The organism is Rhodococcus sp. P14 (assembly GCF_000256505.1).
GTDB classification, from domain to species: Bacteria; Actinomycetota; Actinomycetes; order Mycobacteriales; family Mycobacteriaceae; genus Rhodococcus; species Rhodococcus ruber.
The window spans coordinates 1-24,704 of the sequence record NZ_AJFC01000331.1 but is presented as its reverse complement, the minus strand read 5'-3'; the positions used below and the strand labels follow the sequence as shown (position 1 = coordinate 24,704).

Annotated in this window: 24 protein-coding genes and 1 pseudogene; 12 read left to right on the top strand and 13 right to left on the bottom strand. The window is 69.5% G+C overall.

The annotated features are described in order from the left end of the window. A pseudogene (locus OEY_RS29025) lies at positions 1–370 on the top strand (hypothetical protein); the annotation flags it as partial. 98 nt (positions 371–468) lie between these two features. Here OEY_RS29025 and OEY_RS0123770 read toward each other — a convergent pair. From OEY_RS0123770 to OEY_RS0123760, 3 genes are all read right to left on the bottom strand, one after another. Continuing rightward, positions 469–882 carry a DUF2752 domain-containing protein gene (locus OEY_RS0123770; RefSeq protein ID WP_010596253.1) on the bottom strand — a complete coding sequence of 138 codons (414 nt, stop codon included), beginning with the start codon at positions 880–882 and terminating at the stop codon, positions 469–471. Between the two features lie 11 nt (positions 883–893). Then, positions 894–1,244 (bottom strand): CD225/dispanin family protein, encoded by a 351-nt coding sequence (locus OEY_RS0123765; RefSeq protein ID WP_010596252.1) that lies wholly within the window; start codon positions 1,242–1,244, stop codon positions 894–896. Positions 1,245–1,368: 124 nt separating this feature from the next. Then, positions 1,369–2,712 carry a glycosyltransferase 87 family protein gene (locus tag OEY_RS0123760; RefSeq protein WP_040273033.1) on the bottom strand — a complete coding sequence of 448 codons (1,344 nt, stop codon included), beginning with the start codon at positions 2,710–2,712 and terminating at the stop codon, positions 1,369–1,371. Between the two features lie 130 nt (positions 2,713–2,842). On the opposite strand from OEY_RS0123760, the gene rpsF reads away from it, so the two are divergent. The 5 genes from rpsF to dnaB all read left to right on the top strand — a co-directional run bounded on the left by rpsF (position 2,843) and on the right by dnaB (position 8,146). Beyond that, positions 2,843–3,130, top strand: coding sequence for a 30S ribosomal protein S6 (rpsF, locus tag OEY_RS0123755; RefSeq protein ID WP_003938619.1), 288 nt, complete (start codon positions 2,843–2,845; stop codon positions 3,128–3,130). A gap of 64 nt (positions 3,131–3,194) precedes the next feature. Then, entirely contained in the window at positions 3,195–3,707 is a 513-nt protein-coding gene (locus tag OEY_RS0123750) for a single-stranded DNA-binding protein (RefSeq protein WP_010596250.1), read from the top strand. Positions 3,708–3,750: 43 nt separating this feature from the next. Further along, positions 3,751–3,993, top strand: coding sequence for a 30S ribosomal protein S18 (rpsR, locus tag OEY_RS0123745; protein ID WP_003938621.1), 243 nt, complete (start codon positions 3,751–3,753; stop codon positions 3,991–3,993). Positions 3,994–4,012: 19 nt separating this feature from the next. After that, entirely contained in the window at positions 4,013–4,468 is a 456-nt protein-coding gene (rplI, locus tag OEY_RS0123740; RefSeq protein WP_003938622.1) for a 50S ribosomal protein L9, read from the top strand. Between the two features lie 468 nt (positions 4,469–4,936). Further along, on the top strand, positions 4,937–8,146 hold the full coding sequence (gene dnaB, locus OEY_RS0123735) for a replicative DNA helicase (protein ID WP_202800293.1): 3,210 nt from the start codon (positions 4,937–4,939) through the stop codon (positions 8,144–8,146). Between the two features lie 109 nt (positions 8,147–8,255). Here the strand turns inward: dnaB and OEY_RS0123730 are convergent, their stop codons facing one another. Both OEY_RS0123730 and OEY_RS0123725 read right to left on the bottom strand, forming a co-directional pair. Beyond that, complete coding sequence (locus tag OEY_RS0123730; RefSeq protein WP_010596248.1) at positions 8,256–9,557, bottom strand: MFS transporter; 1,302 nt, start codon at positions 9,555–9,557, stop codon at positions 8,256–8,258. 341 nt (positions 9,558–9,898) lie between these two features. After that, positions 9,899–10,315 (bottom strand): TIGR03618 family F420-dependent PPOX class oxidoreductase, encoded by a 417-nt coding sequence (locus OEY_RS0123725; protein WP_010596247.1) that lies wholly within the window; start codon positions 10,313–10,315, stop codon positions 9,899–9,901. Positions 10,316–10,560: 245 nt separating this feature from the next. Between OEY_RS0123725 and OEY_RS0123720 the strand changes: the two genes are divergently transcribed. Next, entirely contained in the window at positions 10,561–12,288 is a 1,728-nt protein-coding gene (locus OEY_RS0123720; RefSeq protein WP_010596246.1) for a cutinase family protein, read from the top strand. On the opposite strand, the gene OEY_RS0123715 is transcribed toward OEY_RS0123720, so the two are convergent. The 8 genes from OEY_RS0123715 to OEY_RS0123680 all read right to left on the bottom strand — a co-directional run bounded on the left by OEY_RS0123715 (position 12,279) and on the right by OEY_RS0123680 (position 20,486). Further along, entirely contained in the window at positions 12,279–12,950 is a 672-nt protein-coding gene (locus OEY_RS0123715; protein ID WP_010596245.1) for a hypothetical protein, read from the bottom strand. The genes OEY_RS0123720 and OEY_RS0123715 overlap by 10 nt on opposite strands. Before the next feature lie 105 nt (positions 12,951–13,055). Next, complete coding sequence (locus OEY_RS0123710) at positions 13,056–13,484, bottom strand: CBS domain-containing protein (RefSeq protein WP_010596244.1); 429 nt, start codon at positions 13,482–13,484, stop codon at positions 13,056–13,058. A 134-nt stretch (positions 13,485–13,618) separates the two neighbouring features. Next, a complete protein-coding gene (gene ggt / locus OEY_RS0123705) occupies positions 13,619–15,580 on the bottom strand; it encodes a gamma-glutamyltransferase (RefSeq protein ID WP_010596243.1) in 1,962 nt (653 codons plus the stop codon). A 170-nt stretch (positions 15,581–15,750) separates the two neighbouring features. Further along, entirely contained in the window at positions 15,751–16,794 is a 1,044-nt protein-coding gene (locus OEY_RS0123700) for a YeiH family protein (RefSeq protein ID WP_010596242.1), read from the bottom strand. 119 nt (positions 16,795–16,913) lie between these two features. Further along, entirely contained in the window at positions 16,914–17,582 is a 669-nt protein-coding gene (locus OEY_RS0123695) for a methionine ABC transporter permease (RefSeq protein ID WP_010596241.1), read from the bottom strand. After that, entirely contained in the window at positions 17,579–18,589 is a 1,011-nt protein-coding gene (locus tag OEY_RS0123690; RefSeq protein WP_010596240.1) for a methionine ABC transporter ATP-binding protein, read from the bottom strand. The genes OEY_RS0123695 and OEY_RS0123690 overlap by 4 nt, the downstream gene beginning before the upstream one ends. Further along, on the bottom strand, positions 18,586–19,425 hold the full coding sequence (locus OEY_RS0123685; RefSeq protein WP_010596239.1) for a MetQ/NlpA family ABC transporter substrate-binding protein: 840 nt from the start codon (positions 19,423–19,425) through the stop codon (positions 18,586–18,588). Before OEY_RS0123685 ends, OEY_RS0123690 begins: the two co-directional genes overlap by 4 nt. Beyond that, entirely contained in the window at positions 19,422–20,486 is a 1,065-nt protein-coding gene (locus tag OEY_RS0123680; protein ID WP_010596238.1) for an isopenicillin N synthase family dioxygenase, read from the bottom strand. Before OEY_RS0123680 ends, OEY_RS0123685 begins: the two co-directional genes overlap by 4 nt. A 492-nt stretch (positions 20,487–20,978) precedes the next feature. Between OEY_RS0123680 and OEY_RS0123675 the strand changes: the two genes are divergently transcribed. From OEY_RS0123675 to OEY_RS0123660, 5 genes are all read left to right on the top strand, one after another. Next, entirely contained in the window at positions 20,979–22,097 is a 1,119-nt protein-coding gene (locus OEY_RS0123675) for an LLM class flavin-dependent oxidoreductase (protein ID WP_010596237.1), read from the top strand. 94 nt (positions 22,098–22,191) lie between these two features. After that, positions 22,192–23,037: an NADPH-dependent oxidoreductase gene (locus OEY_RS0123670; protein WP_010596236.1), complete on the top strand. Its 846-nt coding sequence runs from the start codon at positions 22,192–22,194 to the stop codon at positions 23,035–23,037. Between the two features lie 95 nt (positions 23,038–23,132). Further along, positions 23,133–23,204, top strand: coding sequence for a putative leader peptide (locus OEY_RS31540; protein ID WP_353852504.1), 72 nt, complete (start codon positions 23,133–23,135; stop codon positions 23,202–23,204). A 64-nt stretch (positions 23,205–23,268) separates the two neighbouring features. After that, complete coding sequence (locus OEY_RS0123665; RefSeq protein WP_010596235.1) at positions 23,269–23,832, top strand: flavin reductase family protein; 564 nt, start codon at positions 23,269–23,271, stop codon at positions 23,830–23,832. A 101-nt stretch (positions 23,833–23,933) separates the two neighbouring features. Further along, a complete protein-coding gene (locus OEY_RS0123660; protein ID WP_010596234.1) occupies positions 23,934–24,446 on the top strand; it encodes a winged helix-turn-helix domain-containing protein in 513 nt (170 codons plus the stop codon). The last annotated feature ends 258 nt before the right edge of the window (positions 24,447–24,704 follow it).

The following is a 24,704-nucleotide window of genomic DNA, read 5'->3' as shown; positions in this document are numbered from 1 at the left end:
GCGCCCCCTGCCGCACCGGCGGATCCTGCTCGCGTGGATGACGATCGACGCCCTCGTCTGGGTGCCGCGCATGTACTTCTATCTCGGCGCCGAGAACAAGGGCCTGCCCGAGCAGTGGTTCACGACGACCGTGCTGCTGCGCGACCTCGCGGTCGTGGCGCTGTGCGCGCTCGTCGTCCGGCAGATTCTCCGTCCGGCCGAGGATCTCGTGCGCTACGGCTTCGTCGACGACCCCGTCGGTGGTGTGCTCGACCACGCCCCCGACGCTCCCCCGCGGTGGATTCCGGAGGGAGTGCGGCCCGGCGCCCGGCGGACATCACCTCCCGAATCGGCCGAGCGGCGGACACCCGCCTCGAGCGCCGCACCGTAGCCCGGCCGGAGCCGCGCGCGACGGGTGCTGCCCGCGCGCGTAAAAACCTGCGCGGGAAGCATTTTCGCGCGCGAGTGCTCGTCCGCGACGAGCGTCGTCTACACGCGCAGCGCGTCGAAGGGCGCGACGGGGAGGTTGCGGACGACGAACCAGCCCAGCACCGCCCACAGCACGATCTGCGGCGCCCACCGCCACTGGTACCACTGGACGATCCGGTGTCCACGGACCCGGGCGGCCGTCCACACGACGAACGACCACCCCAGCAGCAGCACCGCGGCCACGCCGAGGGCGTTGTAGCGCAGCGCGGCCGGAACATCGAGGTGCAGCAGCGAATACAGCATCCGCGACGATCCGCACCCGGGGCACCAGATACCGAACAGGGCGCGGGTCGGGCACGGCGGAATCGGGCCACCCGGCGTCGTCGGATCCGCCCACGCGACGGCCGCGCACACGCACACCGACACGGCCGCCACCCCGACGGGAGCGGCGAGCCGGGCGGTGAGCGTCTGCACGGCCGGGTCCCTCAGTAACCCGACGACGAGACCGCCGCGGCGAGGACGACGATGTAGAAGACGACGACCACCGCCCATACCGCGACGCTCGCCACCACCGACCAGATCGCCCACTTCTTCGCGTCGTCGGCCGATCGGCGCGCGGCATCGAACTGGCCCTGCGCCCAGAGGGAATTGACCTGGCTCGCCTTGATGATCGAAACGACGCCGAGCGGCAGGCAGCACAGGATCGTCGTGAGAATGCCCCACACCAGGTTGTTGTCGGGTGGCGGCCCGAACTGCGGCCCCGGGTAGTACCCGTAGCCGCCCGGCGGGGGATACCCGCCCGGATTGTTCGGCGGGTACTGCGGATAGTCACTCATCTTCGTCCTCGATCACCCCGTCGGGATCCCGGCCTGTTCCGGTTCCCCCCGCGCGGAAGGGTAGACCAGCCGCGGTGCTGCCGCACTCACCACGACCGCGCCGGCCGCCCGGCCCGGGACGTGTTCACCGATTTTCTCCGCTCATAGCCGGCATCCGGGGTTGCTCCTCGTCGGGTGGGGGCTGGCCGGATCGGCGCAGGGGTGCGCCGGCGAACACGAAGAACAGCACGACGAGCAGCGCGGCCCGCCCCCACACCCCGACCAGGGTGAGCAGCAGCGGGATCGTGGTGTCGCTGTGGGTCATGGTCGCGTCGAACCACAGGAACACCCCGATCCCGATGGCGAGGTCCACGGTGAGGTACGAGGCGATCAGCGGCCAGCGCACCCGCAGCAGCACCAGGAACGGCAACAGCCACAGGGTGTACTGCGGTGAATGGACCTTGTGCAGCAGCAGGAATCCACACAGCATCGCGGCGCCGACCGCGACCCACGGGTAGCTGCCGTCGCGGCGGTACCGCCGCCACCCCAGCCACAGCGCCAGCGCGAAGGCGGCGCAGATCGACAACGGCGAGACGACGGCGACGATGTCGTTGTACTCGGCCGTGACCTCGGTGTCCTGATAGCCGCCGACCAGCGGCCGCAGCCCCCAGTACCAGATCGAGTTGCTCGTGGCGTCGGCCGCGCGGTTGCCCTGGAACTCGAACGATGCGCGCCATCCCGGATAGCCGAGCAGCGCGAACGGCAGGTTCACGGCGATCACCGTTACCGCCGCTGCGGCGCCCACCGTCACCGCGCCCCGCACGTCGCGCCGGGGTCGCGGTTCGTCCCCGCCGGTCAGGACGTACGCGATCAGCGGCAGCACGAAGATGCCGGGATACACCTTGAGGCAGAACCCGACCGCGAGCAGGACGGCCGCGGCCACCGCGCGGGTGCGCAGGGACCACCGTCGCACCCCGAGCACGGCCACGGCCCCGACGGTGGTCGCGACGACGGGCAGGTCCCAGTTGTGGAAGCCGTACAGCACCAGCGGCGGCGTCACCGACCAGAGCAGCGCGGCCCATCCGGCCAGCCGGCCGAGGAGCCACGCGACGAGCAGGCCGAACGGGGCCAGCAGCAGCGCGGAGTGCAGGAGGAACTCGGCGTCGGTGTCGGCGCGCAGGGCCCCCACCCACATCAGGATGCCGCTCAGTACCGGGTACTCGACGGTGCCGCCGGTGAGCACGCCGTCGCGGGTGATCCCGCCGTCGAGGAACGGGAACAGGTGCAGGTTGATGCCGCGTCCGATCCACAACTGCTGGATGTCGGAGTAGCAGACCGTGGCGTCCTTGACCGCGTCGAACCGCACGCTGCGGCCCTGCGGGTCGAACGGCGGCCCGGCGCAGCGGGCCTTGTTCAGGTAGCCGAGCCACATGGCGAGCGCGCACGTCACGACGGCGACGAGCGCGGGCGTCCGGGAACTCGTGCGCATGTTCTTCACCCTAGGCCAATTTCGCTGGTCAAGGGCGCGTCGTGTAGCCTGCATGGGTTGCTGACGCAACGACCCTCCTGTCACGGACCGTCCGTGACCGCCCATAGTCCATAGGAGGTGATGAGGTCTTATGCGTCATTACGAACTGATGGTCATTCTCGACCCCAGCCTGGACGAGCGCACTGTCGCCCCGTCGCTGGATACGTTCCTCAACGTTGTTCGCCAGGACGGCGGCAAGATCGACAAGGTCGACGTGTGGGGTAAGCGTCGTCTCGCGTACGAGATCGCCAAGCACAGCGAAGGCATCTACGCGGTGATCGACATCAGCGCTACGCCCGCCACTGTCGCGGAGCTGGATCGCCAGCTCGGCCTGAACGAGTCGGTGCTCCGCACCAAGGTTCTGCGCCACGGCAAGTGAGTCTGTCGGCGTCCGGCCGTAGGCTCGGGCGCATCAGGACTCCACACACAGCAGGAGGAACCACATGGCAGGCGACACCGTCATCACCGTCATCGGCAATCTGACGGCTGATCCCGAGCTGCGTTTCACCCCGGCGGGGGCCGCGGTCGCGAACTTCACCGTCGCGTCCACGCCCCGCATCTTCGACCGTCAGTCCAACGAGTGGAAAGACGGCGAGGCGCTGTTCCTGCGCTGCAACATCTGGCGTGAGGCAGCGGAGAACGTGGCCGAGAGCTTGACCCGTGGCTCGCGCGTGATCGTGCAGGGCCGGCTCAAGCAGCGCAGCTACGAGACGCGTGAAGGCGAGAAGCGCACTGTCGTGGAGCTCGAGGTCGACGAGATCGGCCCCTCGCTCCGCTACGCGACGGCCAAGGTCAACAAGGCCAGCCGTGGCGGGGGCGGTGGCGGGGGCGGCTTCGGCGGTTCCTCCGGAGGATCGGGCGGGGCCCGTGCCGGCGCGAGCACCGGCGGGGACGACCCGTGGGGCAGCGCGCCGGCGGCGGGCTCCTTCGGCGGGGACGACGAGCCCCCGTTCTGATCCGACCTTCGATCGGAACATTCGGAAAGTACGGAGAAAGACCATGCCTAAGGCGCCCGCGCGCGAAAAGGTTTTGAAGAAGAAGGTCTGCACCTTCTGCAAGGAAAAGAACGTGCAGATCGACTACAAGGACACGACGTTGCTGCGCAAGTACGTCAGCGACCGCGGCAAGATCCGCGCCCGTCGTGTCACGGGCAACTGCGTGCAGCACCAGCGCGACGTTGCCATCGCTGTGAAGAACTCGCGTGAGGTGGCCCTGCTTCCTTACGTCTCGACGGCTCGCTAAGGAAAGGGAGGGACACACGATGAAGCTCATTCTCACTGCCGACGTGGACAACCTCGGTGCGCCTGGCGACACCGTCGAGGTCAAGGACGGCTACGGCCGCAACTACCTGCTGCCCCGCGGCCTGGCGATCGTCGCCACCCGTGGTGCCCAGAAGCAGGTCGAGGGCATCCGCCGGGCCCAGGAGGCTCGTGCGGTGCGCGGCCTCGATCACGCCAAGGAGCTCAAGGCCGCGATCGAGGGCCTCGAGAACGTCACCCTGGCCGTGAAGACCGCCGGCGACTCGGGCAAGCTGTTCGGCTCGGTCACCGCCGCCGACGTTGCCGGTGCCGTCAAGGCCGCCGGTGGCCCCGTCGTCGACAAGCGCATCATCGAGCTGCCCAAGGCGCACATCAAGTCGACCGGCAAGCACACGGTGATCGTGAAGCTGCACCCGGATGTGACCGCGAAGTTCGATCTGAACGTCGTGGCCGCCTGATTCCGGTCCTCGAAGAGCCCTGCGCCCCTGGTGCAGGGCTCTTCGTCGTCTGTCCACAAGCCTGTGGATAACCCGACGGGGGTACCGGTAGGTTTGTGACCTGCCGCATAGCGGCGGGGTGCCGGAACCGCGTAACACGCCCGGAAACACATCCGGCACGACACGCCGAGCGGGTTGTTCTCCACACGTGTGAAACACGATTTGTGCCGTCTGAACAGCAGCGATGCAAAGTGTGAGATGCGTTGTCCCCAGGTTGTCCCCAAGGGGTGCACAAGGTCGTCCTCCTGTTTCCACAATTCATCCACAGATGTGTGCACAGGCGGATTTGGACGGGGCGTTCCCAGTGCCTAACGTCGAGCGCGCGCGTCCGGAGGACGTGTCGGTGGGGCCGGGTAGAAGTGGTGACGAGCGCGGGTGGACAGGGCCTGTCCCCCGCGAAGGTGCCGAGACGGGGAAGGACGGCGTCGCGTGGCTGTAGTGGACGATCGGGGCCATTCCGAGTACCCGGGACCGCCGGAGGAGCCGGCGGGCGACTTCGGCCGCCAGCCCCCGCAGGACATGGTCGCCGAGCAGTCGGTGCTCGGGGGCATGCTGCTCAGCAAGGACGCCATCGCCGACGTGCTCGAGGTGCTGCGGCCCGGCGACTTCTACCGTCCCGCCCACCAGGCGGTGTACGACTCGATCCTCGATCTCTACAGTCGCGGTGAGCCGGCCGACCCCGTCACGGTGTCCGCGGAACTCGACCGGCGCGGAGAGCTCCGCCGCATCGGCGGCGCCGCCTACCTGGTGACGCTGACCCAGACCGTGCCTACCGCCGCGAACGCCAGCTACTACGCCGAGATCGTCGCCGAGAAGGCCATCCTGCGCCGCCTCGTCGAGGCCGGCACCCGCATCGTCCAGTACGGGTACGCCGGCTCCGATGGGCAGGACGTCGCCGAGGTCGTCGACCGCGCCCAGGCCGAGATCTTCGAGGTCTCGGAGCGCCGCACGTCCGAGGACTTCGTCCCGCTCGAAGAGCTGCTGCAGCCCACCATGGACGAGATCGACTCGATCGCCAGCCGCGGCGGCATCTCCCTGGGTGTGCCCACCGGGTTCGCCGAACTCGACGAGATCACCAACGGTCTCCACGCCGGGCAGATGATCATCGTCGCCGCCCGCCCGGGTGTCGGAAAGGCGCTGTCCCTCGACACTGCACTGCCCACCCCCGGCGGCTGGACGACCATGGGCGAGGTCGCCGTCGGCGACGAACTTCTCGACGCCCACGGTCGCCCCACCCGGGTGCTGGCCGCCACCGAGGTGCTGCACGGCCGCCCCTGCTTCGAGGTGGAGTTCTCCGACGGCACGGTCCTCGTCGCCGACGAGCAGCATCAGTGGCTCACCTCCGACGGCGGCCCGTCGCGGGTACGCACCACCGGGGAGCTCGCGGCCTCACTCTCCACCGGCCACATCGTCGGCAACGTCGCTCCGCTGCGCCTGCCCGTCGCCGATCTGCCCGTCGCCCCGTTCACTCTCGGCGCCTGGCTCGGTGGCCCGTCGGCCGATCCCCACGTGCACATGCGGGTGCAGGGCGAGGGCGGATTCGCCGAGGAACTCATGACGCTCGGCGCGCACATCCCCGGCGCCTACCAGCGGGCGTCGGAACAGCAGCGGCGTGAACTGCTCGCCGGTCTGCTCGACGCCGGCGGCCACGTCGAGGACGACGGCACCGTGCGATTCGAGTCGGACTGCGCCCGCCTGCGGGACGACGTCGCCGAGCTGCTGGCCGGCCTCGGCTACACCTGCGCCGCCGCCGGGTCGGCGGTGCGATTCGCCACCGACGACGACGTGTTCGTCCTCCCCAGCAAGGCCAAGGCGCACAAGCAGACCCGTACGACGGTGCCGCGGCAGCGGCGCATCGTCGCCGTCCGTCCCGTCGAGTCCGTACCGGTGCGGTGCGTCGAGGTCGACGGTGAGCACCTGTATCTCGCCGGGCGGTCGATGGTGCCCACCCACAACTCCACGCTCGGCATGGACTTCCTGCGGTCCTGCTCGGTCAAGCACGGCATGGCTTCCGTCATGTTCTCCCTCGAGATGGGCAAGACCGAGATCGTCATGCGGCTGCTCTCCGCCGAGGCGAAGATCAAGCTCGGTGACATGCGTTCGGGCCGCATGACCGACGACGACTGGACGCGCCTCGCCCGGCGGATGAGCGAGATCAGCGAAGCGCCCCTGTTCATCGACGACTCCCCCAACCTGACGATGATGGAGATTCGCGCAAAAGCGCGGCGCCTCAAGCAGAAACACGACATCCGGCTGGTCGTCGTCGACTACCTGCAGCTGATGACCTCCGGTAAGAAGGTCGAGTCCCGCCAGCAGGAGGTCTCCGAATTCTCCCGTAGCCTCAAGCTTCTCGCGAAGGAGCTCGAGGTCCCGGTGGTCGCGATCTGTCAGCTCAACCGCGGTCCCGAGCAGCGCACCGACAAGAAGCCCATGGTCTCCGACCTGCGTGAGTCGGGTTGCCTCACCGCGAGCACCCGCGTCCTGCGCGCGGACAACGGCTGCGAGGTCACCCTCGGCGAGTTGCTGGTCAGTGGGGAACAGCCCGTCGTCTGGTCGCTGGACGAGCGCATGCGCATGGTTGCGCGCTCGATGACCAAGGTGTTCCCGAGCGGACGCAAGGAGGTGTTCCGGCTGACGCTCGACTCCGGTCGTCAGGTGGAGGCCACCGCGAACCATCCCTTCCTCACCGTCGACGGGTGGATTCCCCTCGGCGAGCTCACGGTCGGCGAGCGGGTCGCGGCGCCCCGCGCCGTTCCTGCTCCTCTCGCCACGCACGCCGTCTCCGAGGACGACGTCGTCGCGCTGGCCGAGCGCGCCGTCGTCGAAAGTTCTGTTCCGTCCCAGGCGTTCGCGCTGCCGAAGGAACAGGTCGCCGCGCTCGTGTGCCACGTGTGGGAGGGCAACGGAATCGTCGCGTGGGACGGAGCCCGAGGGCGGGCCGATGTCCGGTATCCGTGCGCAGCCCGGTGCCTCGCCGACGACTTGGCCCGTCTGCTCCTGCGAATCGGCGTCTTCGCTCGGATCGCTGCGGCCGAAACAGGTTGGGATGTCGTCGTCACCGGCCCGGAGAATCAGGCCGTCTTCCTGCACGACGTGGGCGCCCACGGCACCGCGGCACAGTGGGTGCTCGCGCAGCTCGGCCCGAAGCTCGTACGTCACGACGCCGACACCGTGACACCCGACGTCGAGGCGGCGCTGGGCCGGCTCCTCGCTGTCGAGGAACTCGCTCCCAGCGAGCTCGTCGCGGCCGCGGCTTCGCGGTCCGTTGGGGGTTCACGGTCGAGTCTGGCTCAGGTGGCAGGCGTCCTCGACACCGCCGACATCGACATGCTCGCCACCAACAATGTGTACTGGGACGAGATCGTATCCATCGTCAGCCTCGGTGAGCAGGACGTGTACGACGGGACCGTCCCGGGCACGCACAACTTTGTTGCCGATGGCATCTCGGTGCACAACAGTCTCGAGCAGGATGCCGACATGGTGATTCTGCTGCACCGGCCAGACGCGTTCGAACGTGACGACCCGCGCGGCGGTGAGGCGGATCTGATCCTCGGCAAGCACCGCAACGGTCCGACGGCCACGATCACCGTCGCGCACCAGCTGCACCTGTCGCGCTTCGTGGACATGGCGCGGGGCTGAGGGTTCGCCTCACAGCCCGGACGGCGTCCGACGGGATTCGCGCACCGATTCGGAACTTGCCCACGCAATTCACGCGGCAAGTTCCGATTCGGTGGGCAAGTTCCGAGCGCTACCGCACCGGCCGGCTCGTCGACAGTGCGACGGCGCCGAGTACGCCGACGGCGGCGAAGGCGTAGAAGCCCCAGGGGTAGGCGACGCCGGCCTGCAGGAGCGCACCGCCGAGGATCGGACCGCAGATGGCGCCGATGCGGCCCACGCCGGCGGACCAGCCGAGCGCCGTGGCGCGTGCCTCGGCCGGGTAGGCCGCGCTGGTGAAGGCGTAGACGAGCACCTGGGAACTGAAGACGAAGCAGCCGGCAAGGAACACCAGCACGTAGACGCCGTAGGCGAGGTTGATGCTGAGCGTGGCGAGGAACAGCGCGGCGAGGGTGAACCACACGAGGCCCGCGGTGCGTGCGCCGATCCGGTCGGCGACGCGGCCGGCGACGAGCAGGCCCGCGACGGCACCGGCGTTGAGCACGAGCAGCAGCGACAGCGACGCACCGAGGTCGTATCCGGCTTCGCGCATGATCGTCGGCAGCCAGGTGTTGAGGCCGTACACCAGGAGCAGCCCCATGAAGGAGGTGACCCAGATGGACACGCTGGTGCGCAGCAACTGCGGCGAGAACAGGGCCCGCACCGGCGACGCCGGCTTCGCGTCCGGGGTGTGGCCGGGGTCCGGTGGCACGACGTCGGTGGACGGAAGTCCGTAGTCGGCAGCGATGCGTGCGGCTTCGTCGTGCCGGCCTCGGGCGGAGAGGTACGCGGGCGACTCGGGCAGGTAGCGGAACATCAGGGGGACGAGAACGAACGCCGGCAGTGTGCCCGCGACGAACATCGAACGCCACCCGGAACTCTCCAGCAGGACGAGGGCGAGCAGGGCCGTCGCCACGGCGCCGACGTGGTAGCCGGTCATGACGGTGGTCGACGCGGATCCCTTTTTCCCGGGCGCGAATTCGGCGACGATGGCCAGCGCGGTGGGCAGTGCGCCGCCGAGGCCGAGGCCCGCGAGGAAGCGCAGGACGCCGAGCATCTCCGGTGATGTCGCGAACGCGCATGCGAGGGTCAGCACCGAGAAGGCGGTGACGGAGAAGATGAGGGTGCGTCGCCGGCCGAGGACGTCGGTCAGTGTGCCGATGGCCAGGGCTCCGAGTGTCATGCCGACCAGGCCGGCGGTCGAGATGACCGTGAGGCCGCCGGCATCGACGTTCCAGTCCGGGTAGTCCAGCAGCGCCGGGTTCACGGCGCCGAGAACGACGAGGTCGAAGCCGTCGAGGAGTACCGCGACCCAGCACAGCGCGATGACGAGTCGCGCGGAGCGGGTCGTGTGTCGGGGCGCCTCGGTGGCGACCCCGTCGGAGCTTGTTCGCATAGTGCACACCTGTTCGTAACCGAGTGATCGTTCGGATTGTGACTGCGTGCACTGCCGTACGTCAACTCCGCTGTGGGACAGGGCCGATCGGGAAAATCGATCAGGCAGAAGCTATTTCACTCAGTGAAAACGACCGTTGTGTCGGCGGTCCCGAGATGGATCAGACGCGCTCGGTGTGGGCCGCGAGAGTGAAAGGCGATCCCCGGAACGACGGGACCGAGCGGAGCCTGCGCCGCGCGCGCAACCGAATCCTCGCGCCGAATCGGATTGCGCTGCGGTCGTGCAGGGCATCCCCGGATCGCGGTCGACGGTCGCACCCGGACGGCCTCGGAGGTCGCGGCTCAGGTTCCGGTGCCGGAGGGGTGGTGGAACGGGAGGTCCTGCAGGTGAACTCGCTCGGGTTCGATGAGCGAGACGATCGCCGAGCGCATCGGGAAGTCGGTGCCGACGTAGCGGTTGCTCATCCGGTCCATGATCTCGACCGCTTCGTCGCCCTGGAGTTCCTCGACGACCCGGCCGCGGACGACGACCGACCGATACGGGTTGTGCTCGTCGCAGACCGACACGGCGACGCGCCCGTCACGGCGTAGATTGGCGACCTTCCGGTTCTCGCGAGCGGAGAAGATCGCCAAGCGATCACCCTCGACCGCAATCCACACGGGAGAGACATGCGGTGAGCCGTCGGGCATGAGCGTCGCGACGTGTGCCATGTTCCGCGCCCCGAGCAGAGCCCGCACCTCGGCGGACAGTTCGGCCATGACCGGCAGCCTACTCGCGCCCACATGGATGCACAGGCTGTTGCCGCAGGACAGGGGGACCGCCCCCGGACGACGGTGCTGCCCGAGCGGAACGACGCGGGGGACAGAAGCCTCGGCCGCGTATCGCGGCCCCTCCCGCGATACGGACATGTAACACGACCGAGTCCCCGAGCGACGTTCCGTCCGACGCGTCGACACCGCAACCGGGGTCGTCGGCACGGACCGAGATCGGATGGGGTGGGACCATGGCACTCGATTGGGCGGTGCGAAACAAGCGGATTGCCGCGGCTGCGGTGGCTCCCGTGGCGCTGGGCGCGGCGGCGGTGATAGCGGTGGCGGTCTCGGAACCGTCGGCGCCGTCGACGACCCCGACGACGCTGACCGCGTCGGTCACCGAGTGCCACGACATGGTGAGCATCGCGGTCGGCGGGCGCAACGACAGCCCCCGCCCCGGAACGCATGCGATGCTCCTCGACGCCGACGGGAACCCTCTGCCCGCCGCATCGTCCACCGACTTCAGCAGCCCCTGGGTCGACGAGGTCGTCAACGCGCCGCGCGACGACGTCCCGGAGGGCTCCTACTCCGCGGTGTACGTCGAGTACCCGGCGAACATGTCGTCGTACGACGACGCCGTCGAGACCGGCGTGGACAACGCCCAGACCGTGATGCAGGCGATCCGCGAGGCATGCCCGGACACGAAGTTCGCCGTCGTCGGGTACAGCGAGGGCGCCGATGTGGCGCGCCGGGTGGCGATGGAGATCGGTAACCAGGAGGTCGCCGAGGACGGGTCGTACGAGATCGTCGATCCGGATTCGGTCGTGGGTGTGGTCATCCTGGCCGACGCCGGTCGTGAGGCGGGCGAGGGACCGTTCCCCGGCGCGGAGGACGAGTTCCGCAACCCGGACGGGTTCGACCTCGCCTACCAGTCGGGCCGCAACAGCGCGTCGGGCAGCGGTTCGCTGCCGGGCACCTCGGGCAGCTTCGGGGCGCTGGACGGCAAGGTGGCGTCGTTCTGCTCGGAGGGCGACCTCACGTGTTCTGCCCCGGAGAACATCGCCCTGCTGCAGCTCGCGGTGAACGTGGGCCGGCAGTTGAACGTCGACGCGCTCGAGCGCGAGGGCCTCACGCCGCAGACCGCGCTGGACGTCGCCACGGTCCTCGGGCGGATCGCCATGGCCGCGTTCGCCGACATCCAGTCGCAGGAGAACTGGATGCAGAGCGACGAGACGTTCCTCGACGTGCTCATCAAGGTGTCGGATCCGTCCTACGAGCCGGCCGTCCGCGATGTCGCCTCGGACGGCACGGACGACGAGATCACCTCCGGTGAGCTGATCGACCTGGCCTATCTGCCGGCGAAGCTCCGCAACGAGGTCATCGGGTTCCTCGCCGACAACGAGAACACCCTCGAGGTGGCGCTGAGCGATCCCTACCAGCAGACCCTCGGTCCCGATACCGGGCACCACTTCGACTACTGGCGCGACTCCGACCCCGAGAACGGCAAGCCCCTGACCTCGGCGCAGTACGCGGCAGCCTGGCTGACGCACCTGGCGAAGCAGGCCGAGAGCGGCGAGCTCGACAAGGCCGAGGCCGAGTCGACCGCCCCGAAGCTCGTCGTCTCGTCGAAGCCGATCGATCCGGCGCCGATCCCGCCGACGGCGGACGAGGACGCGGAGAAGACCGCCGCCGAGGCAACCACGTCCGCCCCGACGACCACCTCGCGGACCCCGGCCGCGACCACCACGACGGCAGCGTCGCCGGCGCCCGTCCAGGCCCCGGTTCCCGCCCCGGCGGCGGCCCCCGCTCCGACGACGACCACGCCGTCCCCGGTCCCGTCGCCCGCGGTGCAGTCCCCGGCTCCGGCCGTCGAGCCGCTGCCGCCGGTCGAGTCCACGACGACGGAGTCGAGCGCCCCCGAGACCACGACGCCGGCGGCCACCACCACCGCGACGACCACGGCGGTGCCTCAGCCGTAGGCGGGTCGAAGGCTCGCCTCGCGGATCGTCCTGGCCCTGGTCGTCGACGCGACGACCAGGGCCACCGCGGAGAAGGCGGGCAGCGGGTGACCCAGCAGCACCGCGACGGTCAGATCGGCGGCCACTGCGCCCGTCGCCATCATGAAGACCCACGGCGGCGCGGCGGGCAGTTTCGCCTTCCCGGTCGTCCAGGGGGTGCGGGCCCAGGGTTTCGCGACCGACAGCCACGCCTGGAAGGCGAGCGCGCCGACCATCAGCGCGGTGCCCGCGATCATCGGCCCCGCCGGTCCGGACGCGTCGTCGCGGGCGGCGGCCACCGAACTGTTCAGGCCCGCCGACAGCAGGAAGATTCCGAGGTTCACCTGGACCACGGTGAGGACGAACTTGATCGCGACCCACCAGTAGCGCAGGAAGCCCCACGGCGTCGCCGCCGCGAGCAGGAAGCCCGTGAACGCCGACGCGTTGGCCAGCGGGGCGAGCAGCGTGCTGTCGAGGTGCTGCGCCATCGTCGTTCCGGCCACCCGCACCGCGGGATCCACCGCGGTGCGGCTCAGTGTCAGCAGGACGAGCAGCGCGAGGGCCTGGCTCATCCATCCCACGGATGTGACCACGTGCAGCCACACCGTCGCCTGCCGCCACCGCTGCCCCGGACGCTTCGCCATGTGGTCCACTGTCGCCCGGAGCACGCTGGAGCGAATCCGGGATCACCCGGAGAATCCCCCTGAAATCTGGCGCTGAAATCTGGTGCTGAAATCTGGTGCCCGGGTTCAGCCGTGCTCGATGTACGACTCGAGTTGGTCGCGTTCGCACTGCAGTTCGTCGATCCGGCTCTTCACGACGTCGCCGATGCTGACGATCCCCACCATGCGGCCGTCCACCACGACGGGCAGATGCCGGATCCGGCGTTCGGTCATGGTCTCGGCGAGGCTGTCCACCGTATCGGTGGGCAGGCAGGTGGACACCGTCGTGCTCATGATGTCCCGGACCCGGGCGTCGAGCAGGGCGGGACCGTGCTGGTGGAGCCGGCGCACGACGTCGCGTTCGGAGACGATGCCGATCACGGCGCCGCCCTCCATCACGACGAGGGCGCCCACATTGTTGCGGGCCAGTTCGCCGATCATGTCTTCGACCGAGAGGTCCGGATCCACCGTGGCCACGACCGGCCCCTTGTTCCGCAGCACGTCCGCGATCCGCATCCCGGTACCCCGATCCATCCGTTCCCACCCGCCGTGACGGCGATCGATGGTTGTCGATCTTATTCCCGTAGATCGGCGAAACCCCGTGTGGTTATTCAGTCGTGACTCGGCGCCCGGACCTTCGCCCCGGATCGTTATCCGGTGGTGTCGCCCATCACGGCGCCCTCTCGACGGGGGTCCGCGCCGCCGATCCACCCGGTCTCGTCCCGCCGCAGCGCGCTGAGCCCACTGGACTGGGGAAGCACCGCCACCTGATGACCTCGTGCGCGCAACTCGGCGACCAGCGGATCGCGGGCCCCGTCGTCGCTGCCGTCGATCGCCGGATGCTCACCGCCGACCCCGGTGACGGGCGTGTTGGCCGCGCCGAAGGCGACCGCCGACACCGCCTGCTGGGGATCCAGACCCCAGTCGAGCATGCCGACGAGGGTCTTGACCACGAACTGGATGATGACTGAACCACCCGGCGAGCCGACGACGATGCGCACGTCGCCGCGGGTGCCGTCGGGGTTGCGGTCGAACACGAGGGTCGGTGCCATCGAACTGCGCGGCCGCTTGCCCGGTTCGACGCGGTTGGCTACCGGGACCCCGGCCTCGTCCACGGGTTCGGCGGCGAAATCCGTCAGCTGGTTGTTCAACAGGAAGCCGTCGACCATGTGGAACGAGCCGAACGCCGATTCGATCGTCGTGGTCATCGAGGCCACGTTGCCGTATTCGTCCGCGATGGAGATGTGACTGGTGCCGTGTTCGCGGTCCTGCGCCGGAACCCCCAGGGGCACCGGCCCGAAGTCGCCGGGCTGTGCCGTGCCCATGCTCCGGCCCGGGTCGATGAGATCGGCCCGTGCGCGCAGGTAGTTGTCGTCGAGCAGGGTCTGCGGCGAGTTGCCGGGCAGGGGAACGAAGTCCGAGTCCGCCACGTACTTGTCGCGGTCCGCGTACGCGAGCCGCTCGGCCTCGGAGATCAGATGCACGGCGTCGGCGGTCGGCTCGCCCCCGTTCTCGTCGACCTCGGTCGGTCCCAGCGCGGACACGTCGAAGTTCTCGAGAATGCCCATCGTCGCCGCGACGGCGATGCCTCCCGAGGACGGGTTCGGCATGCCGCAGATCTCGTGCTCCCGGTAGGGCGTGCACACGGGGGTGCGCGTCTTCACCTCGTAGCCGGCGAGGTCGTCGACGGTCATCGTCCCGGGGGTGCGGCCCCCCGTGGCGGTGGCGGTGGCGTCGACGATGTCCTGGGCGAGCGCTCCGGTGTAGAACGCGTCGGCTCCGTCGGACGCGATGGCGCCGAGCGTCTTCGCCATGGCCGGGTTGACCAGGACGGTGCCCGCGGTCTTGGGTGTGCCGTCGGGGTTCAGGAAGTACGCCCGTGCCTCGTCGTCGACGGCGAGGTCGGGCGCGGCGTCGGCGATCGCCGCGGCCATCCGGTCGCTGATCACCACCCCGTCTTCGGCGAGGGCGACGGCCGGGTCGAACAACCGGGCCCACTCGGTGCTCCCGTGGTCGCGGTGCACCTCCTCGAGCAGGCGCACCACCCCGGGCACCCCGATCGAGCGGCCGCTGGCACGGGCGTCGGGCCGGGGTTCGGTGCGGTCGGTGTCGCTGATCCAGCGCAGGTAGTTCTCGGTGGCCGACATCGGTGCCGTCTCGCGGCCGTCGTACGCCTGCACCTGCCCGGTCTCCGCGTCGTAGTAGAGCAGGAAGGCGCCGCCGCCGATCCCCGACGACTGGGGCTCGACGAGTCCGAGCACCGTCTGCGCGACGACCAGTGCGTCGGCGACGGTGCCGCCGTCGCGCAGCACCTTGCATGCCGCCTCCGTCGAGACCGGGTTGGCAGTGGACACCGCGTACGTCGCGGTCGTCACGGCCGTCATGTCGTCCCGGTAGCCGGTGGCGACCTCGGGGTTGGTGGCCAGGTCCCGCTCACCTGTGGGCGGTGCCGGCGGCGCGGCGGACAGGGGGGTGCCGTTGGGAACCGAGATGCACTCCGCGGTGACCGCCGGGTCGTCACCGGACGACGTGCAGGCGCCGAGCAACGCGACGGACAGGGTCGCGGCGATCGCGACGCGGATCGGGGAGCCCACCTTCGCCGGCGCTGTCATCCCTCCGACGGTAACAGCGGGCCGCCGGTGCCCGAAGTGCTTCCGACGAAATCCGTTTCGGCCGGGCCGTCGCTCCGGGCCACCGCGTCCAGCGGCGAACCGTCCGGTCATCCGCGTGCGGCACGACCGTTGTCCGTGTCCGATCGGCGCGCGGCTGCGGAGCGTATCCGCTATCCCAGCAGCAGGATTCCCGTGAGGGCGATCGCCGAGACCCACACCGTGGATGCGGCGGCGAGCGCGAAGGGCCGCCAGCCCACGCCCCGCAGGACGTCGATGCGTACGGCGGTGCCGAGCGCGAACATGGCGGCGGTGAGCAGCGCCGTCTGCGCGAGCCGGGCGACGTCCAGAGCCGGGTCGGGGAGCAGGCCGGTGGCGCGCAGGGCCACGCAGCCGAGGAAGCCGAGCAGGAACAGCGGCACCAGCGGGGGCCGCCGCATTTCGGTCTGCTCGCGGCTGCGGCGGCGGGACACCGCGCCGATCCAGGCGACCACGGGCGCGAGCATCGCGACCCGGGCGAGCTTCACGGTCACGGCCACCGCAAGGGCACTCGCGCCCAGCGCCCCGGCGTTGCCGGCGTCCACGGCTTCCCCCGCGGCGACGACCTGCGCCACCTCGTGGATCGCGGCGCCGGCCCACATGCCGGCCTGGGTGGTGTCGAGTCCCAGCGCGGAGGCCGCGAGCGGCAGGCCGGGGATCATGGCGGTGCCGAAGACGACCACCAGTGCGACGGCGGTGACCACGTGCTGCTTGCGGGCGTCGACGACCCCGTCCACCGCGGCGACGGCGGCGGCGCCGCAGATCGAGAAGCCGCAGGCGACGAGCAGGCGCTGGGTCCAGTCGAGCCCGAGGATCCTGCCCAGTGCCATCGTTCCGGCGATGCCGCCGACCACCACGGCCACGACGAGGCCGAGCACGCCCCAGCCGAGGGCGAGCACGTCGGTGACGAGGAGTTGCAGACCGAGGAGGGCGACCCCGATCCGGAGCAACCGGCGCGAGGCCACGGCCAGGCCGGGTTCGGTGGACGCCGGGAGCGAGGTCGTGTTGGCCAGGAGTGCGCCGAGGACGATGGCGATCAGCAGGGGGCTGATGCCCCCGGCGAGCCGGGCGACGACGAGGGCCGCCGCTGCCGCCGCGGCACAGACGGCGAGTCCCGGAAGCGGAGCGCGCAGGCGTACCGCGGCCGGAGCCGAGAGCGCCTGGAGAGAGGTGGCCATGGTCTCCACCCTGGCGGGTGGCGCGCGTCGCGGATAGACGGTGTTTCGGCATCACCTCATATCGATTCGATATGAGCTGATGCTGCAGTAGGCACGGCCGCGCCGCCGCGAAGCGAAATTCATCGCCGGTGTGCGAGCGCCCGCACCGCGACGTCTCCCGCGGTCTGCAGCGCCTGCACGAGCACGATCAACACCACCACCGCGACCATCAGGACCGGGGTGTTGAAGCGCTGGTACCCGTAGACGATGGCGAAGTCGCCGAGCCCGCCGCCGCCGACGACCCCGGCCATCGCGGAGTACCCGACCAGCAGAACCGCGGTGAGGGTGGAACCCGAGATCAGAGACGAAAGCGATTCGGAAAGAAGTACTTTGGTGACGATCTGCCGGTTCGAGGCCCCCATGGCCCGGGCCGCGTCCACCCGCCCACGCGGAACCTCTCGCAGCGCGCTCTCGACGATGCGGGCAAAGAACGGGATCGCGCCGATCGTCAAGGGGACGAGCGCGGCGGTCGGCCCGATCGCAGTCCCGACCACCAGACGGGTCACACCGATCAGCGCGATCAGCAGGACCAGGAACGGCAGTGAACGGAACACGTTGACCACGGCCCCCAAAACGAGATACAGCGGTCGGATCGGGCGCAGCCCGTCCGGCGCGGTCACGTGCAGCAGAACACCCACGAGCACCCCGCCCACGACGGTGAGGAGGAAGGCGACGCCCACCATGTAGAGGGTGTCGAGCGTGGCGGCCCACACCTCGGGCAGGGCGTCGTACCAGCTGAGTTTGTTCATGCCCCTACTCTCGCCACGGCGCCGGTCGTCCACGCGACGGTGACGTCGGGCAGGGTGGCGAAGAATCGGTCCACCGCGTCGCGATCCACGTCACCGTCGAAACGCACGTGCAGCTTGCCGATGTCGGTACCGGCGACACGGTCGACCCGGCCGCCGACGACCGCGACGTCGACCCCGACGTCGCGGGAGAGCCGGGACAGCCACGGCGTGGCGACGGCGGATCCGCGGGCGGTGACGAGCGCGGTCACGTCACCGTTCTGCTCGCCGACACCCGCCGGCAGCAGCGCATCACCGAGGCGGGACCCGGGGTCGGCTACGAGATCGGCCACGGGACCGGATTCGACGATGCGGCCCCCGTCCAGCAGAGCCGCGGACGTGCAGATCCGGCGCACCACGGACAGCTCGTGGGTGACGACGACGATGGTGACGCCGAGGGTCCGGTTGACGGCCGCGATCAGATCGAGCACCTGCTCCGTGGTGATCGGGTCGAGGGCACTGGTCGCCTCGTCGCACAGCAGTACGTCGGGCTCCGCGGCGAGTGCGCGGGCGACGCCGACGCGCTGCTGCTGCCCGCCGGACAACTGCGAAGGGAAGGCGTCCCGCTTGTCGGTGAGCCCGACGAGCTCGAGCAACATCTCGGCCCGGTCCCGGCGCTCCGTCCTCCGTACGCCGGCGACCTCGAGCGGAAACTCGACGTTCGCGCGGACGGTGCGGGAGTGCAGGAGGTTGAACTGCTGGAAGACGGTGCCGATGCGGCGGCGGGACGCGCGCAGCCGGCCTTCGGACAGGTGCGAGAGGTCCTCGCCGCGCAGGAGGATGCGTCCGCTCGTGGGGCGTTCCAGCAGGTTCAGGCATCGCAGCAGCGTGGACTTGCCGGAACCACTGGGGCCGACGATGCCGAAGACTTCTCCCTCCTCGATCTTCAGGTCGATTCCGCGGAGTGCGTCGATCGTGCCGGTGCTACCCGTTGCAGGGTACGACTTGGTGAGTCCGTCGACGACGATCACGCCCCGACCTCGTGGACGGGTACGACTGCGCCGTCGTAGTTCTCGGCGATCCAGGCAGCGACCTCGGGCGACTCGAGGGCGTCTGCGAGGGCGGTGACGGCGGGATCGGACGCATCCTCCGACCGCACCACGAGGATGTTCTCGAACGGGTTGTTGTCGACGGATTCTCGGACGATGCTGTCGTCCGCAGGGTTGAGCCCCGCTTCGAGCGCGTAGTTCGAGTTGACGACCGAGGCCGTGATCGCCGGATCGTCGACGGTGCGCGCGAGCTGCGCGCGTTCGAGTTCGACGAACCTCAGGTTCTTCGGATTCGAGACGATGTTCGCGGCAGTGACCGTCGCGATGTCCGCTTCGGACAGCGGCTTGTCGAGTTCGAGCAGGCCCGCCGACTCCAGGAGGTAGAGCGCGCGCGCGAAATTGGTCGTGTCCTTCGGCAGCGCGATCGTGTCGCCGTTCTTCAGGTCCGCGACCGCGGCGATCTTGTTCGAGTACAGGCCGAGCGGTTCGAGGTGTACGGCGGCGACCGACTCGAGGTTGTCCACGCCCTTCTGCTGCTGCCAGTCGGCGAGGTACGGGTGGTGCTGGAAGAAGTTGGCGTCGACGTCACCGGCTTCGAGCAACTCGTTCGGGTCCACCTCGCCGGTCACGGGCTTGATGTCGAGGACGACGTCGCCGAGCGCACCGGATTGCCGCACGTGTTCCAGGATTTCGACGTGCGGTGTCGCGGAGGCGGAGATCACGAGCGTGTCCTCACCGGTCCCGGAGGCGGAGCAGGCGGCCAGCCCGGTGGCCAGGGCGACGGCGGAGACCACGGACAGGGTGCGGCGCAGAGTCATTCGGAGTGTTCGCTTTCGTCGAGATCGCCGGGCCGGCCGGCGAGGAGGGGGGAGTTCGAGAGGTCGGCGTGATGGCGCTCGGTGACGTTGGGGTGTGCCCGCAGCCGTGACTTGAGCGCGTTGAGCCCGTACACGGCGTGCAGGGCGTCACCGTGCTCGTCCGCACCCACCCCGCGGGCCTCGGCGGCGAGTGCGCCGGGCAGCGGCACATGCGGCAACGCCTGATCCAGTGCGGGATTGAGGAAGAACGGCAGGGATACCCGGTCGGTGCCGGGAGCCGGCGGAAGGACCCGGTGCGTCGTCGCCTTCAGGTAGCCGCCGGTGGCCAGTTCGAGGAGTTCGCCGATGTTGACGACGAAGTGTCCGGGCAGGGGTTCGACGTCGACCCAGGTGCCGTCGATCTCCACCTGGAAGCCGGTGCTTCCGGGTTCCGGATAGAGCAGCGTGAGAACTCCCACGTCCTTGTGACTGCCCACACCCTGTCCGGTGATCGATCGGTCGTGGCCCGGGTACCGTACGATCTTCAGCAGCGGATCGGGGTCCGCGAACGCGCCGTCGAAGAAATCGGCTGGTGCGGAGAGGGATTCGGACCATGCCCGGAGGAGTCGACGGCCGACCGCGCCGGCCTGCTCGATCCACTGCAGCGCGAGCGTCCGCAGCTGCGGCACCCGGCTCGGCCACAGGTTCGGACCGTGCAGCACCTCCCAGGGCCGCTGGGGGTCGAACTGTGCCACCGGAGCCCGTTCGGGGCCGATGTCGAGTTGCTCGCGCCAGTCCACATATCCCTGGGTTCGTTCACCCCCGACGCGGGTGTAGCCGCGGAAATGAGGCGAGTGGGAGTTCTCGATCTCCAGCTTCACGGGGTCGGGCAGGGCGAAGAACGCGCGTGCCGCCGCGATCAGCCGGTCGGCGAGGGCCGGGTCGATGCCGTGGCCGGCCAGGTGGAAGAAGCCGACCTCGTGCGTGACCCGGCGCAGCCGGTCGAGCAGGGCGGCCCGGGTGGCGGCATCGCCGTCGAGGCCTGTGAGGTCGACGACGGGCAGGGTGGTCGAGGGAGGCATCGCAGGGAGTCCTTTCGGGCCACGTCGAGCGCCGGGTGCCCGGGAAACGGGCAACGCGGCACCGGCGGCCGGAGGAGATGTCAGTATCGGGAGACGCGGGTGCGTCCGGTGGGACGGCTGTCAGCGACAACAACACGCCGGGGCGTGCGTGCCCACGACGCGTGCGATCACGACCTGCGCGTGACTGGTGCCGACCATCTTTCCTCCGATGGGCCGCGGGCGCGGCCCGTTCGTGGCGGGAATCCGCCCTCGGTGCTGCCGGACGGTCACGCTATCCAGTGGACGGGTCTCGGACAACCCACGCCCTTTCGGGCGGGTCCGACCTGCACCGATTTCGGATCACGACGATCGCAATCCTGGTCCGCACCCCGGTGCACGGCTACCGTGACGCCGATGCCGAGACGGCGACGTGTCCGGCCGGGCGCAACGGTTCCGATCACCTCGAGGACAACCCTTCGCGGACGCCCACCGGGACGGCAGACTCTGTAGTTCGTGCGCTTCCAGATCCTCGACATCATCTTCAACCCGCCGCATCCGGTCACCGGCGACGTCGTCGCTCCCGCGGAGCGCCTGAACCGCGTCGTCGAGATGGCCGTGCTCGCCGAGCAGCTCGGCATCGACAGTTACTCGGTCGGCGAACGTCATGCCGGCGACGTGCTCTCGTCCAGCCCGATCGTCGTCCTCGGTGCCATCGCACAGGCCACCGAGCGGATCCTGTTGTCCACGGGTGTGACCGTGCTGTCGGTGCTCGATCCCGTGCGCGTCGCCGAGGATCTGTGCACCGTCGATCAGCTGAGCCGGGGCCGCCTCGAGATCGTCATCGGCAAGGGCAACGAGGTGCTCCAGTACCCCCTGTTCGGCCTCGACATCGGCAAACAGTACGACTACCTCACCGAGAACTACGAACTGCTGCGCCGGCTGCTGCGGGAGGAACACGTCGACTGGTCGGGTGAGTACCGAGCGGCACTCGCCGATGTCACGACGCTGCCCCGCCCGTTCGACGGGCCGTTCCGCATCTGGCACGGATCCGCCACGTCGGCGCGGGCAGTGGACCTGGCGGCGAAGTGGGGAGACCCGATCGTGACGGCCAACGCCCTGCAGCCCCGGGAGAACTACAAGGTCCTGATCGATCGATACCGCGAGCACTACGCCGCACACGGTCACGACCCGGCGAAGGCCTACGTCGGATCGGGTTCGGGCGGGTTGTTCCTCGCGGACACCACGGAGAAGGCGATCGAGGAGTACCGGCCCATCTACGAAGGTGCGGTACGCCAGGCCGACAAGAGGAAACATGATCCGGGCGCCGTCGGCAAGACCACCAGCTTCCGCACGATCGAGGAGGCGGTCGAGCGGGGTCCGGCCCTGGTCGGTTCGCCGGATCGCGTGGCCGAGAAGATCCTCGACTACCACGAGTGCTTCGGCCACGTCCTCCAATCCGTATCCGTCAACCACGTGCTCGACTTCGAACGCCAGAAGGACACCCTGCGTCGATTCGCCGAGGAGGTCGTGCCGCTGGTGCGCGCGGAGGTACCGCCGACGACGCTGTGGAGCGAATCCGACACCGAGCGCGCCAGAGGGTTCACCGCCGATTCGCCGGTGGGCAGCCGATAGCGATCCGTCGACCGGCCGGGAACCGGCCAGAAGGGCTCCACTCGTGACCACGTCTCACCCACTCACAGCGAACCCCGGCGCCGGCGCGGATCGGGTGGTCGCTCGCTCCGATGCTCTCGAACGACGCGGTGCTCTCGAACGACGCGGTGCTCTCGAGCGACGCTTCGGTGCTGCCGACACGACCGGTCCCTGGAACGCGGTGCTGGCGACTCAGCTGGCGCACCGGTCGGTGCGCCGGTTCCTCGACCGTCCCGTCCCCGAGGATCATCTGCGCGCCGTCGTCGCCGCCGCGTCGTCCGCGGCCAGCTCGAGCAATCTGCAGCTGTGGTCCGTCGTCGCCGTCACCGACCGCGAGCGGATCGATGCGCTCGCCACCCTTGCGGGCGATCAGGATGCGGTCCGCCACGCGCCGCTCTTCCTGGTCTGGCTCGCAGACTTCGCCCGCTCGGAGCGCATCGCTACGGTCCACGGCCGAGAACTCGTCAACGCGGACTTCGCCGAGGGCACCCTGCTCGGCGTGGTCGACGCGGCCCTGGCCGCGCAGAATGCCGTGGTCGCGGCGGAATCGGTCGGCCTGGGCACCGTGTACATCGGTGGCATCCGCAACGAGCCCGAGCGCGTCGCCGACGTCCTGGAGCTGCCGCAGCGGGTCTTCCCGGTCGTCGGCCTCTCGGTCGGCTTCCCTGATCCCGCGGAGCGGGCCGAGGTCAAGCCGCGCCTCGGATTCGACGTGGTGTGCCACCGGGACCGTTACCGACTCGAGGCGCAGGACGCGGGTATCGTCCGGTACGACACCCGCGCCGAGGACTTCTACCGTGGACAGGGCCTGCCGGGCAGCTGGACCGGGCGAATCGTGGCACGACTGACGGATCCGGGTACCCTGGGATCGCGCCGCCGACTTCGAGACGCGTTGCGCGAAAGGGGTTTCCCGACGAGCTAGGGGCGCCGGCAACCCCGGCACCGCCTCGGCTGTGCCCCGACGAAGACCGTCGGGGACGGCCACGATCGACTGCAGACAGGTGAGGATCGAGCACTATGACCGAAACAGCGTGGAGCCGCAGGCACGTGGACCTGTGCCGCACCCGCTCGTGTCTCTGTGCCTCCTGACCTGAGTACGTGTCTTCCCGACTCCTCCCTCCGTCTCGGTATGTACCTCCTTCAAGGAACGGCTATGTCCCTGTCGATGTCGAATGCCCTCGAATACTCCGCCACCGCCGCATCGGAGCACGCTCCGGGCGTCCGTGGCGACGAATACCGCTCGGCCCTTCGGCGGCACCCCGCCGGGGTCACGATCGTCACTCTCGAATCCGGCTCCGGCCCGGTCGGGTTCACTGCGACGTCCTTCGCTTCGCTCTCCCTCGATCCGCCGCTGGTCTCGTTCAACATCACCGACACGTCGTCGAGCATCGACGCCGTCCGCTCGGCCGAGTCGTTGGTGATCCACCTGTTGGGCGACCATCAGCAGCATCTCGCGCAGCGCTTCGCGCGCAGCGCGGCGGAGCGGTTCTCCGACGAGTCACTCTGGACCCGAATCGAATCCGGTGAACCCGTCCTGCACGGCACGCCGGTCTGGCTCCGGGTTGTCGTCGACCGGTTGATTCCGCTCGGTGACAGCACTCTGGTCGTCGGTGTCGTGGTTCGTGCGCACGAGGACCCGAATCCGGCGGAGGGCAAGAGTATTCCGTTGCTCTACCACGAGGGCGCCTACCACCGCCCCGTCGCATTGGAGGAGTGAATCATGAGTCGCCTGCCGAGTCTCCGGAACGAGTGTCCGAGCTGTCGCCGCACCGCATCGCCCGTCAGCTCGTCGGATCCCCTCCTCGACCGGAGCCTCACATGGAAATCCTCGCCACTCGCAATGACGTAGTCACCGCCGCCGGTGCCGAACTCGTTCTCGTCCTGCGGCTGCCCGACATCGGAACACACTCCTCGCGTGACCTGGCGGCGCTCGCCGACGCCCTTCGCGAGGCCGCCCACGATCTGGTTCCGGGCGTGAGCACCCATACAGTGCTCAGCCCGACCCCCATCCCGTTGATCATCGACCTTCCCGCCCGCGACGTCCTGCTCGACGGCCGGCGAGTGCTGCTCAGCCACAGCGAGTTCGAGATCCTCGCCTATCTCGTCCGCAACCCGAGGACCGTGGTGTCCCGGGCCGTCCTGCGCGACCTCGGCACCGGGGTGCGGGAGGTGGACAGTCGCGGCCGGAACGTCGATGTCCACGTCTCCCGGATCAGGACCAAATTGCAGCAGTTCGGCAGCATCATCTCCACGGTCCGCGGCAGCGGATACCGCTTCGACCCGCACCCGGCCGTTCACATCACGGAACTGCTGACGAGGCGGTGCGCATGACGCCCGGGCACGACGACCTCCCCACAGGTCGCCCTTCGGCGGCCGCACGCGAATCGGAGTGCGAGAGGCAAGGTCTACTGCGGCGGCTGTTCGCCGAGGTCCGGTGGCCGGACGTCGCCACCACCTACGCGGTGATAGAGCTGTGCACATGGTGAGCGCGGTCCGACCAGAACCTCCCGGCAGCGCACCGCGCCGGGATATCCCGAATGTATGTGGAAAGGCCCCTGCGTGAAGACCACCGTCGTCGCCGGCAACCCC

Coding starts and splice junctions, on each gene's coding strand:
- ggt (WP_010596243.1), bottom strand. CDS start 15,580: ATGACAGCGCCGGCGAAGGTGGGCTCCCCGATCCGCGTCGCGATCGCC.
- rplI (WP_003938622.1), top strand. CDS start 4,013: ATGAAGCTCATTCTCACTGCCGACGTGGACAACCTCGGTGCGCCTGGC.
- OEY_RS0123685 (WP_010596239.1), bottom strand. CDS start 19,425: ATGACTCTGCGCCGCACCCTGTCCGTGGTCTCCGCCGTCGCCCTGGCC.
- OEY_RS0123710 (WP_010596244.1), bottom strand. CDS start 13,484: ATGCGGATCGCGGACGTGCTGCGGAACAAGGGGCCGGTCGTGGCCACG.
- OEY_RS0123695 (WP_010596241.1), bottom strand. CDS start 17,582: ATGAACAAACTCAGCTGGTACGACGCCCTGCCCGAGGTGTGGGCCGCC.
- OEY_RS0123665 (WP_010596235.1), top strand. CDS start 23,269: ATGTCCCTGTCGATGTCGAATGCCCTCGAATACTCCGCCACCGCCGCA.
- rpsF (WP_003938619.1), top strand. CDS start 2,843: ATGCGTCATTACGAACTGATGGTCATTCTCGACCCCAGCCTGGACGAG.
- OEY_RS0123720 (WP_010596246.1), top strand. CDS start 10,561: ATGGCACTCGATTGGGCGGTGCGAAACAAGCGGATTGCCGCGGCTGCG.
- OEY_RS0123715 (WP_010596245.1), bottom strand. CDS start 12,950: ATGGCGAAGCGTCCGGGGCAGCGGTGGCGGCAGGCGACGGTGTGGCTG.
- OEY_RS0123660 (WP_010596234.1), top strand. CDS start 23,934: ATGGAAATCCTCGCCACTCGCAATGACGTAGTCACCGCCGCCGGTGCC.
- OEY_RS0123700 (WP_010596242.1), bottom strand. CDS start 16,794: ATGGCCACCTCTCTCCAGGCGCTCTCGGCTCCGGCCGCGGTACGCCTG.
- OEY_RS0123730 (WP_010596248.1), bottom strand. CDS start 9,557: ATGCGAACAAGCTCCGACGGGGTCGCCACCGAGGCGCCCCGACACACG.
- OEY_RS0123765 (WP_010596252.1), bottom strand. CDS start 1,244: ATGAGTGACTATCCGCAGTACCCGCCGAACAATCCGGGCGGGTATCCC.
- OEY_RS0123760 (WP_040273033.1), bottom strand. CDS start 2,712: ATGCGCACGAGTTCCCGGACGCCCGCGCTCGTCGCCGTCGTGACGTGC.
- OEY_RS0123680 (WP_010596238.1), bottom strand. CDS start 20,486: ATGCCTCCCTCGACCACCCTGCCCGTCGTCGACCTCACAGGCCTCGAC.
- OEY_RS0123750 (WP_010596250.1), top strand. CDS start 3,195: ATGGCAGGCGACACCGTCATCACCGTCATCGGCAATCTGACGGCTGAT.
- OEY_RS0123725 (WP_010596247.1), bottom strand. CDS start 10,315: ATGGCCGAACTGTCCGCCGAGGTGCGGGCTCTGCTCGGGGCGCGGAAC.
- rpsR (WP_003938621.1), top strand. CDS start 3,751: ATGCCTAAGGCGCCCGCGCGCGAAAAGGTTTTGAAGAAGAAGGTCTGC.